Source organism: Neobacillus sp. SRL179 (assembly GCF_984799095.1).
Map to the genome: position 1 here is coordinate 211,041 of NZ_OZ481792.1, position 13,256 is coordinate 224,296.

Here is a 13,256-nt window from a genome sequence, read left to right on the forward strand (position 1 = left end):
ACAATTACGCAAAGCAAAGGAGGAACGTAAATGGATGCAATGACTTTTGTTTTATTTGGTGCGACAGGGGATTTAGCAAAGCGAAAAATATTCCCAGCTTTATATAATTTATATCTTGACCAAAAATTGGCACAACCCATTTCAATCATTGGGTTGGGCAGACGTAATATGGAGGACAAGGAATTTCAAGAGTATGTTGCGCAATCAGTAAGAACCTTTTCAAGAAGGGCAGATGTCGATTACAACAAAATGGATCAATTCCTAGCGGCCTTTCGTTATAGTGTTCTCGATGCATCAAAAGTTGAGGACTATCGGGAACTACTACAAGTTGTCAAGCAACGTGAAAGTGAACTGAAAATCCCGGAAAATCGAATGTTTTACCTATCAGTTGGACCTGAACTTTTTGGCCCTATTGCTTTAAATATTAAAGAAAGTGATTTAGGTTCCACGACTGGCTGGAAACGATTAATTATCGAAAAACCATTTGGACGTGATTTACAGTCAGCTCATGAACTAAATACCATCTTAAGCAAAGCGTTTGAAGAAGATGAAATCTATCGAATTGATCATTATCTTGGTAAATCCATGATTCAAAATCTAGAGTCACTTAAATTTTCAAATCCTGTATTGCAAACCTTATTGAACAATCAACATATTGCCAATGTACAAATTACAGCGAGCGAAACCGTTGGGGTAGAAGAACGTGCTGGGTATTATGACAAATCAGGGGCAATCCGTGATATGTTCCAAAATCATATGCTGCAAATCTTAATGATGACCGCCATGCATTTGCCTAAAAGCATTAGCCCTGATGAAATCCGCAATGAGAAGAGAAAAGTAATCGAATCTGTTCGACCTCTTAAGAAAGAAAAGGCAAGCTTCGATGTGATTCGAGCACAATATAGCGCTGGACAAATTCAAGGCAGTGAAGTGGTTGGCTATAAAAATGAACCTGGAATTGCAGCTTCTTCCGAAAATGATACCTTTATGGCGGCACGACTTTGGATCGATAATCCATTTTGGCAAGGGGTACCATTTTATATTCGAACTGGGAAAAGAATGGCTGAGAAATCAACAAGGATTGTCGTTGAATTTAAAAGCTCTTTTAAAAAAGGAAATAGAAAAGAAATTGCTCCTAATCTTTTGATTATTGAAATCAGTCCAAATGAAAATGTATCTCTACAATTAAATAGCAGAAACCCAATCAATGGAAAAATTGAGCCTGTGCAGATCAGTTTTTCTACAGAGCAAGCAGACATCCCTGAAGCGTATGAACGATTAATTTTTGATGCCTTTCGTGGGGATTCCACATTCTTTGCCCATTGGAAAGAAGTTGAACTATCTTGGAAATGGGTCCAGCCAATTCTTGAGGCATTTAAAGAGAACCTAATCCCACTTCAACAATACCCAGCAGGATCCAATGGTCCTGAGGCAGCCCATCGCCTACTTCGTGAGGATGGATTCAAATGGTGGATGGATGCCAATCTGGTAGAAGATAAGACTTCAGTTGAATTAGCCGTACAATAAAACAATGTCTAGAAGGAGATTCAATCATATGAGTACAAAAATAGAAAATTTAGCAGTAAATACAATCCGTACCTTATCCATTGATGCAATTAATGAAGCAAATTCTGGTCATCCAGGTCTGCCGATGGGTGCTGCACCAAGTGCATATGCTTTATGGGCCAATCATTTAAAGCATAACCCACAGCATGCAGAGTGGTTTAATCGTGACCGCTTTGTTTTATCTGCTGGCCATGGTTCAAGCATGTTATACAGCTTACTTCATCTTACTGGCTATGATGTGAAGATTGATGATTTAAAAAACTTTCGTAAGCTAAACAGTAAAACACCGGGTCATCCTGAGTTTGGCCATACGGACGGTGTAGACGCCACGACTGGACCCTTGGGACAAGGGATTGCCAATGCAGTCGGGATGGCAATGGCCGAGGCTCATTTAGCTGCAAAATTCAATAAAGAGAAATTCCCTGTGATGGATCACTATACCTATGCATTAGTAGGAGATGGCGATTTATCAGAAGGGATCTCTTATGAAGCTATGTCAATGGCTGGTCATATGAAGCTTGGCAAATTGGTTGTATTATACGACTCAAATGATATTTCTCTAGATGGTGAATTAAATCTATCATTTTCAGAAGATATTAAGAAAAGAGCAGAATCCGTCCATTGGCAATACCTGCGTGTGGAAGATGGAAACAATGTAGAAGAAATCACAAAAGCAATTGCAGAAGCAAAAATGAATAGACAGCAGCCAACCTTGATTGAAGTAAGAACCATTATCGGTTATGGAAGTCCAAAAGTAGCTGGGACAAATAAAGCTCATGGTGCTCCTCTTGGAACAGAGGAAGCAATCGCTACAAAGAAAGCGTATGGCTGGGATTATGCTGAAGAGTTCTACGTACCAGAAGAAGTAAAAGCTCATTTTGAATCTTTAAAACAATTAGGTATTGAGGCTGAAGATCAGTGGAATGAATTGTTTCAAGCATACAAAGAGGCCTATCCGCAATTAGGGAAAGAACTTGCTGATGCCATTGAAGGAAAAGTATTGATTGATGTGAAAGATATTTTAACCTTCAGTTCTGAAAAGACGGTTTCGACGCGGGTGGCTAGTGGGAATGCCATCAATCATTTTGTGAAAATCGTTCCTTCGATCTTTGGCGGAAGTGCAGACCTTTCTCACTCCACTATGACAGATATCACTGGAGAAGCAGCTTATGCTGCGGAATCCTATTTAGGTCGTAATGTATACTTTGGAGTTCGTGAGCATGCCATGGGCGCAGCCGGTAACGGAATGGCACAGCACGGTGGTGTGAAACCATTTGTAAGTACATTCTTTGTGTTTAGTGATTATCTCCGTCCATCGATACGGTTAGCGGCCTTACAAAAGCTGCCTGTAACCTATGTATTTACACATGATTCTATTGCCGTTGGAGAAGATGGCCCAACACATGAACCAGTTGAACAATTAACGGCACTGCGTTCGATTCCTGGTCTTACAGTCATTCGCCCATCAGACGCAAATGAAACAGCGAGTGCTTGGGCATTTGCCCTGCAAAACACAGCAGGTCCAGTAGCTCTAATTCTAAGCCGCCAAAACCTTCCAGTGTTTGAAGAAACGAAAGCCAATCTTGAGAACCTATCAAAAGGGGCCTATGTATTAACAGAAACAAATGAAAATCCGGATCTTATTTTTATTGCTACTGGTTCTGAAGTTTCCCTTGCTGTAGCTGCAAAAGCTGAACTGGAAAAAGAAGAAGTATCGGTACGTGTTGTCGCCATGCCAAGCTGGGAACTATTTGATCATCAAACTGCGAGCTATAAGGAATCTGTTCTTCCATCGACAGTGTCAAAACGTGTGTCTATTGAAATGGGGATCTCACTCGGGTGGGAGCGCTATGTTGGACCGAAGGGAAAAATGATGTCTATTGAAACCTTTGGTGCTTCAGGAACGGGTGCAGCAGTGATGGAACTATTTGGTTTTACGATTGATAATGTCGTTCAAACGGCGAAAGATTTATTAAATGCCTAGGCGATTTAGGGGAAATCAACCATCATCTATTTTAAATAGAAGAAAGCAATATAAACAAGGTTAGCAAATACATCATTAGGAGTGAATTAGGATGCAAGTTGGATTAATCGGTTTAGGAAAAATGGGCTTCAACTTAGGGCAAAATTTATTAGATCACGATCATTCGGTAGTGGCTTATGATTTGAACCCAAAGGCTGTAGAAGAAATGAATAAACTTGGAGCCCAAGCCACCTCTAATTTAAAGGAATTAGTTAATTCATTGGAGACCCCTAGAGTGTTATGGATCATGGTTCCCCATACTGTAGTGAATTCCGTTCTTAGTGAGGTTACACCACTGTTAGAAAGAGGCGATATTGTTATTGAAGCAGGCAATTCCCATTATAAAGAATCAATCCGCAGGTATGATGAATTAAAAGAAATGGGAATCTATTATATGGACGCTGGAACTTCAGGTGGAATGGCAGGTGCCCGCAATGGTGCTTGTTATATGATCGGCGGCGATCAAGAAGCATGGCAACTCGTTGAACCGCTTTTCCGTGATACAGCAGTAGAAAATGGCTACCTCTATGCCGGGAAAATTGGCAGCGGCCATTTCTTGAAAATGATTCACAATGGCATTGAGTACGGCATGATGGCTGCTATTGGTGAAGGGTTTGAAGTATTAGAAAAAAGCGAGTTCGACTTTGATTATGAAAAAGTAGCTAAGGTCTGGAACAATGGATCTGTTATTCGGTCATGGTTAATGGAACTTACTGAACATGCCTTCTCTAAAGATCCTAAACTTGAAGGGATTAAAGGAATCATGCATTCATCAGGTGAAGCAAAATGGACATTAGAGACAGCTTTAGATCTTCAAGCATCAACACCAATTATTGCTTTGTCATTATTATCCCGCTATCGCTCATTAGAGACCGATACTTTTGACGGAAAAGTTGTAGCTGCCCTGCGTAATGAATTTGGTGGACATGCAGTAGAGAAGGCCTAAGAAAAAGAATCAACAAAATCACAAAAAAATGGAGGAAATCAGCCATGAAATTTTTTATAGACACAGCAAACCTTGAGGAAATTAAAAAAGCATACAAAATAGGAATCCTATCAGGAGTCACCACTAATCCATCCTTGGTTGCCAAAGAAGGGGTAAAATTTGAAGACCGGATTGCAGAAATTTTAAAAACTGTTCCCGAAGTGGAATCGGTCTCTGCTGAAGTAACGCCACATGCAGTGACAGCTGAAGAAATGATGGCAGAGGCAGATGAATTAATCAAAATCAATGGCGGCGATAAAAATATTACCATTAAAGTGCCAATGAATTTAGCTGGCTTAGAAACAACCCGGTATCTTGCCAAAAAAGGTGTGAAAGTAAATGTTACCCTTATTTTCACTGTCAACCAAGCACTATTAGCAGCAAGAGCTGGGGCAGCCTATGTTTCACCATTCTTAGGCCGTTTAGATGATATTTCTGAAGATGGTGTTCTACTCGTTTCAAAAATTGCCGAGTTATTCCGTATTCATAATCTTGATGCGCAAATCATTGCAGCCTCTGTCCGCCACCCAGATCATGTAACACGTGTGGCTATGGCCGGTGCTCATATTGCGACGATTCCTTACAAAGTGATTGAACAGCTTGCTAAGCATCCACTAACCGATCAAGGAATTGAAAAATTTGCTGCAGATTGGGTCGAACCTAAACACTAAGAGGGAAGGAAGGGCGTTAGCAGGTATGAACGATACGATGGTATGCTAACGTCTATTTTTTTAAATAAATTCTGAAAAGTAGCTAAAGGGGATAGAAAAAATGACAATATCTTTTGATTATGCAAATGCATTACCATTTATGGAACAAAGTGAAGTAGAAAATCTATCTGAATTCGTCAAAGCAGCCCACCATATGCTACATAACAAAAAAGGTCCAGGGTCTGATTATTTAGGATGGGTTACCCTTCCGCACGATTATGATAAAGAAGAGTTTTCAAGAATTAAGCAAGCGGCTAAAAGAATTCGGGAGTCTTCCGATGCGTTAGTTGTGATTGGAATTGGGGGATCCTATTTAGGTGCAAGAGCAGCGATTGAAGCTCTTTCGCATTCATTCCATAATCAAATGAGCGGCAATACACAAATTTATTTTGCTGGTCAAAATATTAGTTCCACTTACATCTCTCATTTATTGGAGATGTTAGAAGGCAAAGATATTTCCATAAATGTAATTTCTAAATCAGGTACCACAACAGAACCGGCTGTCGCTTTCCGTATTTTCCGCGATTATTTAGAAAAGAAATATGGGAAAGAAGAAGCGAAAAAACGGATTTACATCACAACCGACAAACAAAAAGGGGCATTAAAACAACTGGCCACTGAAGAAGGTTTTGAAACATTTGTTATTCCTGATGATGTTGGGGGAAGATACTCGGTCTTAACAGCAGTTGGTTTATTACCAATTGCAACAGCAGGATTGGATATTGATCAAATGATGGCAGGTGCTTCAGCTGCAGCCGACCGATACAATCATGATGACCTGGCAGCCAATCAAAGCTATCAATACGCAGTGGTTCGTAATGCCTTGTACCGTAAGGGGAAAACTATCGAATTGCTCGTTAATTATGAGCCTGCCCTTCATTATGTATCTGAATGGTGGAAACAGCTTTTTGGGGAAAGTGAAGGAAAAGATCATAAAGGACTATTCCCAGCTTCCGTTGATTTTTCAACCGACTTACATTCCATGGGGCAATATGTGCAAGAAGGCCGTCGTGATTTGATCGAAACGGTTGTCCAAGTGTCCAAACCAAAAGTAGAATTAACGATACAAGAAGATGCAGCCAATCTAGATGGCTTAAACTTCCTAGCTGGTAAAACCATGGATGAAGTTAATAAAAATGCATTCCAAGGAACGGTTTTGGCACATGTTGACGGCGGTGTACCAAACATGGTTGTAGAATTAGACGAATTAACTGAATATACATTCGGCGAAATGGTTTATTTCTTTGAAAAAGCATGTGGAATTAGCGGCTTACTCATGGGGGTAAATCCATTTAATCAACCTGGGGTTGAAGCATATAAGAAAAACATGTTCGCTTTACTTGGCAAGCCTGGCTATGAAGCGGAAAAAGAGGCTTTGGTAAAACGGTTAACAAAATAGCATCGCGTGTTTCTCCAAGTTAGATGGACTGCTTTTCTATCCTTATTAGCAGATGAACGCGCTTTTTATTAAATATATTGTAAGTCAAAATAGAAAGAGAGGTTTTCGTAATGAACTTATTAGAATCAAAGGTTATCCAAACTAAGTTAGAAACGGAAATATTTATTGACGAAAGTTCAAATATTGAACTTAGTGGTTTTCACTATCCTAAGAAGAACTTTCCCTATTATGAAATGATGGTGGGCTTAGATTTAATTCGAATACGGAATAATGAATTTTATGGAATGAAAAAAAGCTACTTTGGTTTAAGAATTACAGAGGACTTACAATCTATCCAGGTATTTGAACCGGAACAACAAAGTATCTTTGCAGTTAAGGAAGAACTGGAAAAGCAGGCTGCAATTGAACTAATTGAGTATTTATTAATTGAATCTCCGGAATTCAAGCAATTAGTTACGAAAAAAATCTATAATTATAAACATGCAAATGTAGTTAGTGATATAGAAATCCAGGAGTATATTGCAAAACTCTCTGTGTTAGAAGGATTATTAAACGTTCATAATATAGATGTTAAAATCGCTGTATAAAAGAAAAATATAGTCCAGGGAGTAAAAAGTGGCTTTTCTTTTTTTGTGAATATCTCAAATTAAAGAATCTTTAATTGAAAATAAAGTGTGCAGATTAAGGAGCAAATATAAAAAGTTGTCGAAAGAGAGGCAAGACATGATTGAAATTTGGTGAACAACTAGTTATAGGTGATCGACCTGAAGTAGATATTGCTGTTGACCCATTAGAGGGAACCATTATTGTCACTGCAGGAACATGGAATTCACTTAAACTATAGCAGTCGTAGAGCATGGAAATCTATTTGCCTTTGCGACTGCTGTTGAATTGTCTATGACAGGTGTATGAATACCTACAGATTCGGGAATTCAGTGAATATTCAAAATTAGACTGTCGCTTTATAAGAACTCATCTGTTCAATTGGACCTTGTTTGCTTAATTCGATTGTTTCGATGAATTTTTCAATGGTGGAAGTTAAGTAAGTATCAGCTCTTCTTATAAAAACTGTTTTAATTTTACTGTATTGCTCTGGAAGTGTATGACATTGGATGAGTCCGCTATGTTCCAATTGGGTGACTGCTGACCTAGGAACGAATGTAATCCCAAGCCCTACCACAACACTTCGCAAGATGGTTTCTAATGTACCGAATTCCATCACTTTTTGTGGTGTGATATTTTGGTCTTTATACCACGCTTCAAGACGTGCCCGGTATCCACAGCCTTTACTAAAACATAAAATAGGTTCCTCTTTCAATTCATCCAGTGAGGAGGCACGCCTATCGGAAATTAATACAAGCTCTTCCTGAAATACTTCATGTGAGACAAGATTGGGGTGGAAGTCAGATTCACTTACAAAAGCTCCATCCAATTTATGATCTAATACCTCCTCTTCTAATGTTTCTGTGACACCAGTATTGACTGACAAATCTACATTTTTATACTTCTTCACAAAGGTAGACAATATTGTTGGTAAATGTATAACAGTTTCAACTGTACCGATATTTAATTTACCTGATGGTTCGTTACAATTTTGAACGGCCTTTTTCATTTCTTCTGTTAACGATAATATCTTCTGGCTGTAAGTTAAGAGCCTTTTTCCTTCAGGTGTCAAACTCATACCATGGCGGTGTCGGTTAAATAATGGGGTATTCAGTTCAGTCTCCAGCTTATGAATTCTTGAAGTAATATTTGATTGCACATAACTTAACGCTTTTGCTGCTTCTGTAATAGTTCCTTTTTCAACCACCATCTGAAAAATCTCCAGGTCTTTAAATTCCACTATCGTACCCCCATTACTATTTTTATATTCTTATAATATCACGAAAAATGATGGGAATGTATTATTTATATTCATTTTACGAGATACCTAAATGGATAGATAATGGATATATCAGTTTAGTCAAGGAGGAAGAAGCAAGTTGAGAAATAATGTATTGTTAGGAGCCATTTTATGCTTTATTGCGGCAGTTTCATGGGGAGCGATGTTTCCTGTTGCACATGCGGCCTTTAAATATATTGATCCTTTCTATTTTACAATCATTCGGTATGGATCGGTTACAATTCTTTTAGTGGCAATCCTATTTTGGAAAGAAGGAAAGCAGGCTTTTAAATTTGAAGGCAAAGGTTTTCACTTGTGGTTCTTTGGGACAATGGCATTTACCGTCTATAATTTACTTATCTTCTGGGGAGAGAATTTATTAGGTGAACCAGGGGTAATGGTGGCATCCATTATGGAATCACTTATGCCAATGATATCTATTGTGATTGTTTGGATGATTTTTAATAAACGTCCCCATTTCATTACATTGATATGTGTGATGGTTTCATTTATCGGTGCTGTGTTAGTGATTACAAAAGGTGATATAAAAGCATTTCTAGGTGCAACGGAACATTTTATTCCTACCGTCCTCATATTAATCGCCGTTATTGGATGGGTTATCTACACAATGGGCGGCAGTAAGTTTAGCGGTTGGTCTGCACTAAGGTACTCAACGTTAAGCTGTTTACTTGGAACGATTACGGCTATTGTAATTGTAGTAGGAGCGACGCTGTTTGGATCTATATCTGTCCCATCAGAGGAAGCTCTAAAGGCTGTAAGTCCGCATCTGTTATTTATGATCATCTTCCCCGGACTGATTGCGCTGCTTGGCTGGAACATTGGCGTGAGCATTTTATCTCCAATTAATGCGCTGTTATTCATAAACTTTGTTCCTGTTACAACCCTTGCCGTTTCCATTTTTCAAGGGTACCATATAACGCTGTTTGATTTTCTTGGTACAGTATTAATCATTATTGCCCTGTTGTCCAATAATATTTATGTAAGGGTACAAAAGAAAGCACCGAAACATGTCCAAACAAATTTACGCGAACAAATATCCTAACAAACAATACGTCACTATTTACAATTTGAATTTTGAAAAAAAGCCTGCGAGACAGCTTGAAACGCTTGTCTTGCGGGCTTTTTAATAAAAATCAATATTCTCAAAATCTATATGGCCCAATCGCCGTTACGGAAGATTGGAACGATAGTACCGTCTTGCTTGATACCGTCAATGTTCATTTTGTCAGAGCCAATCATGAAGTCAACATGAACTGTGGAGGTGTTCATCCCATTTTTTAATAATTCCTCTTCGGACATTTTCGTTCCACCTTGGATGGTAGTAGGATATGCTGCTCCGATGGCTAAGTGGTTGGAGGCATTCTCATCATACAGCGTCGTAAAGAAGGTAATGCCTGATTGCGAAATAGGTGATGGATCTGGAACTAGGGCCACTTCACCTAAGCCTGTACCGCCTTCGTTGTCAAACACCAATTTCTTGATTGTTTCATCGCCTTTTTCAGCAGAGATCTCCACAATCTTTCCGTCCTTAAAGTGTACTTCAATGCCTTCAATTAATGTACCAGCATAGCTAAGTGGTTTTGTGCTGCGAACGACACCATCCATGCGGTGGGTATCGGGAGCAGAATAAACCTCTTCTGTTGGCATGTTGGCAATAAATTCTTCCCCTTTTGGATTATGGCTTTCTGCACTCATCCAAATATGGTTCTTTGGCAAGCCTAGTGTTAAATCGGTCCCAGGTGCCGTATAATGCAAGGCATCAAACTGAACTTCATTTAACTTTGCTGCTTTTTCATTCAACGTTTTCTTATGTTCATCCCAGGCAGCGATTGGATCATCTTCGTAAACACGGCAAGTTTTAAAAATTTGATCCCAAAGAGCATCTACTTGTTCTTCCGAGGTTTTTAAGTCAGGGAATACCTTTGCTGCCCAGCCGGCACCTGCGGCAGAGGCAACTGTCCATTTCAAATCATCATTTTGCGTGGCAACTCGTTGTGCTTTAAAGGCTTTACCAGCATTGCTTTGAAAAGCAGCAATTTTAGCAGGATCAACTTCATTTAAGAGGCCTGGATCACTCGAAATAATCGAGAGACGACTAACGCGATGATTTAAGACGTGATCTTCGGATTCTTCAATTTCATATTTTGGAATATCGGTCAACACTTCAATTGGTTGATGCAAGTAATGCATTTTGCTGATTTCATCATCAGACCATTTGACAATTACCTTTTCAGCACCTAATGCATAAGCTTCCTTGGTGACTAAACGTGCTAATGGGGCTTGATCAACGGTAATCGTCATTTTCACCCAATCACCTGGTTGGACATTAATTCCTTTAGCTGTTAAAAGTTTTGCATATTTATGTAGGTTTTCTTCAAAATTTGGTAACACCATATTTATTCCTCCAAAAATTTATTTCCAATAACTATACTAGCATAGTATACCGAATTTTTTTGCAATTAAGTCTTTAAAAACACTAATTTTTTCCTCATTTTAGTTATAAAGGGTCCGCCCCTTCACCTTGAGAACAGTGAGGGACTGACCCATTATGTGTAAAGACTACTTACCTTCGCTAACGGTTTTATCCTTTTCCAATAAAACAATTAGGCCGGGTAATAAAATGCCCCTGATTAAGAAAGTATCTAACAAAATGCCGACTGCGACAATGAAGCCAAATACAAATAGTAATTGAATTGGCTGGGTCATCAAGACAGCAAAGGTTGCAGCAAGAATGATGCCGGCTGAAGAAATCACGCCGCCGGTGTTAGCAACAGCAATTTCAACCGATTCTTTAACAGAATGTGTTTTTCGTTCTTCTTGAAACCGTGAGATTAACATAATATTGTAGTCAATCCCTAGAGCTACCAGGAAGACAAACGAATAAAGCGGCACGCGGTCACTGATCGTATTAATATCAAAGAACAGGTTGCTTAAAAACATTCCGAGTCCGAGAGCGGCGAGGAAGGAAATTAAGATTGTTCCCATCATGTATATGGGCATTTTAATCGATTTAGTCAGAATGATTAACATGCCAAAAATTAAGATCGTTTCCAGAATGACAATGACAATGACATCTCTATTATTAACGGAACGGTCATCCACCTTGGTAGGTGTTTCCCCTGCAAAGTACAACTTCCCATCCAGGCCGCTGTCAGCTGTTATTTTTTTAGCGTTATCAATAATTTTTTCCATCGCATCAATTGTCGTGGTGGCATATGGATTTCCTTTAAAGGTGAGACTGAAATTAATTACTTTTTGATCTTCTGTCATTCCGTTCACACGAACACTGCTCACCAGCGGCTGTTTGGCGAGGGTATCTGTTAACTTTGCTTGCTGCTCAGACGTGACGGCATCCGTTGATTCCAGAAGAACAGTTGTCGGTGCAAGGTCGCCCTTTTCAAATTTTTCTTCTAAAATTTCATACCCTTGGCGCGATGGCATATCTTTAGGAAAAGACTTCATCGTGTCAAATTCATATTTAAGATTAAACATATTGCTGGCAGCTAATAACAGCAAGATCCCAATAACGGAAACCGATAAGCCTGGCTTTTTAGCGACAAAACGGCCGATTCGGCTCCAAAGGGAATTTTTATTCACAGATTGATCGCCAACCTTAGGAACCTTTGGCCAAAATGACTTTCTGCCAAACAGGGTAAACAAGGCGGGAACAAGTGTAATTGATGCAATCATGATGATGACCATGGTAGTGGCAAAGGTTGGGGCAAAATTTCGATAGTCACCAAACCTGGCAAAGAATAAGACGAGCATCGCAGCCAACACAGTCCCTCCTGAGAAGAAAACAGGCATCCCCGTTTCTCTCATTGCTGCATGCATCGCTTCATATTTACTTTCATGTGCTTTCAATTCCTCACGGTAACGTGAGAAAACAAATAGAGAATAATCTATCACTGCCGCAAATAAAAGGATCGACATAATCGAAACCGTTTGACTGCTCATGACGAGTCCGGCTTTTCCCATTAAACCAAGTGTCTGGGTAACCACTTCATAGACAAAGACAGCTGCAAGCAGCGGAATAAGCGCTAATAATGGCGAGCGATAAATGACGATTAACAGAATAAGGATGAGTCCAATCGTTGAAAAAATGAGCACCAGATCCGCCCGAGAAAAGAGGTCAAGGGTATCAGTTGCGATTCCAGCAGGTCCGGTAACATACATTTCAAGGTTGGACAATTCTTTTGTAATCTTGGTCATTTGTTCAATCGATTTCTTTATTTCCTTTGTTTCCAATTTGGAGTCAAAGGTTAACGGCAGGATGGCGGTCGACTTGTCAGCCGAGAAGAAATCGGCCGTAGCTTGGGGCGGTAAGGATGATAATGGAACCACCTGCTGGAGCCCATTAATATTGGCACTCTGGTATTGATCGACGATCTTGGTAAGGTCCGCAAGTTCTACTTCCCCTTTACTAGCTTGAAAGACTAAGATAGCGGGAAGCCCATCATTATTCTTAAAATAGTGATCTACCTTAGTTTGAGCAATGACTGATTTTGCATCATCAGGCAGGGTAGCAATATTCGAGACTTCATAATCCCGAACGCTTGGGGCAAAGACGGCTAAAGTAATCGTTACCACAAGCCATGATATCAGGGTGATCCACATTCCCTTTTTAGTTGTGACTCGATCGGTAATCGACTGTAGAAGTGTTTTCATTC

The 13,256-nt window shown here is 39.5% G+C and carries 11 protein-coding genes; 8 read left to right on the plus strand and 3 right to left on the minus strand.

The window, feature by feature from the left end; genetic code table 11:
* Nucleotides 1–30 precede the first annotated feature (30 nt).
* The 7 genes from zwf (at nt 31) to AC4E8C_RS01200 (ending at nt 7,527) form a co-directional block, all read left to right on the plus strand.
* Entirely contained in the window at nt 31–1,527 is a 1,497-nt protein-coding gene (zwf, locus tag AC4E8C_RS01170) for a glucose-6-phosphate dehydrogenase (RefSeq protein WP_490209607.1), read from the plus strand.
* 28 nt (nt 1,528–1,555) lie between these two features.
* The gene (gene tkt, locus AC4E8C_RS01175; protein WP_490209609.1) at nt 1,556–3,550 is read left to right on the plus strand and encodes a transketolase; all 1,995 of its coding nucleotides are present in this window, start codon (nt 1,556–1,558) and stop codon (nt 3,548–3,550) included.
* Nucleotides 3,551–3,641: 91 nt separating this feature from the next.
* Complete coding sequence (gene gnd, locus AC4E8C_RS01180; protein ID WP_490209611.1) at nt 3,642–4,535, plus strand: phosphogluconate dehydrogenase (NAD(+)-dependent, decarboxylating); 894 nt, start codon at nt 3,642–3,644, stop codon at nt 4,533–4,535.
* Nucleotides 4,536–4,579: 44 nt separating this feature from the next.
* Nucleotides 4,580–5,245, plus strand: a complete 666-nt coding sequence (gene fsa / locus AC4E8C_RS01185) for a fructose-6-phosphate aldolase (RefSeq protein WP_490209613.1) — start codon at nt 4,580–4,582, stop codon at nt 5,243–5,245.
* Nucleotides 5,246–5,345: 100 nt separating this feature from the next.
* Nucleotides 5,346–6,683: a glucose-6-phosphate isomerase gene (locus AC4E8C_RS01190; RefSeq protein ID WP_490209615.1), complete on the plus strand. Its 1,338-nt coding sequence runs from the start codon at nt 5,346–5,348 to the stop codon at nt 6,681–6,683.
* Nucleotides 6,684–6,793: 110 nt separating this feature from the next.
* On the plus strand, nt 6,794–7,270 hold the full coding sequence (locus AC4E8C_RS01195) for a hypothetical protein (RefSeq protein WP_490209617.1): 477 nt from the start codon (nt 6,794–6,796) through the stop codon (nt 7,268–7,270).
* A 140-nt stretch (nt 7,271–7,410) separates the two neighbouring features.
* Nucleotides 7,411–7,527 carry a fructose-bisphosphatase class II gene (locus AC4E8C_RS01200; RefSeq protein ID WP_490209619.1) on the plus strand — a complete coding sequence of 39 codons (117 nt, stop codon included), beginning with the start codon at nt 7,411–7,413 and terminating at the stop codon, nt 7,525–7,527.
* 105 nt (nt 7,528–7,632) lie between these two features.
* On the opposite strand, the gene AC4E8C_RS01205 is transcribed toward AC4E8C_RS01200, so the two are convergent.
* Nucleotides 7,633–8,526 carry a LysR family transcriptional regulator gene (locus tag AC4E8C_RS01205; RefSeq protein ID WP_490209621.1) on the minus strand — a complete coding sequence of 298 codons (894 nt, stop codon included), beginning with the start codon at nt 8,524–8,526 and terminating at the stop codon, nt 7,633–7,635.
* Between the two features lie 139 nt (nt 8,527–8,665).
* On the opposite strand from AC4E8C_RS01205, the gene AC4E8C_RS01210 reads away from it, so the two are divergent.
* Entirely contained in the window at nt 8,666–9,628 is a 963-nt protein-coding gene (locus AC4E8C_RS01210) for a DMT family transporter (RefSeq protein WP_490209623.1), read from the plus strand.
* A gap of 107 nt (nt 9,629–9,735) precedes the next feature.
* Here AC4E8C_RS01210 and AC4E8C_RS01215 read toward each other — a convergent pair whose 3' ends face one another.
* Nucleotides 9,736–10,980, minus strand: coding sequence for an aminopeptidase (locus tag AC4E8C_RS01215; RefSeq protein ID WP_490209625.1), 1,245 nt, complete (start codon nt 10,978–10,980; stop codon nt 9,736–9,738).
* A 165-nt stretch (nt 10,981–11,145) separates the two neighbouring features.
* A complete protein-coding gene (locus tag AC4E8C_RS01220) occupies nt 11,146–13,254 on the minus strand; it encodes an MMPL family transporter (protein WP_490209627.1) in 2,109 nt (702 codons plus the stop codon).
* Nucleotides 13,255–13,256: the final 2 nt, after the last annotated feature.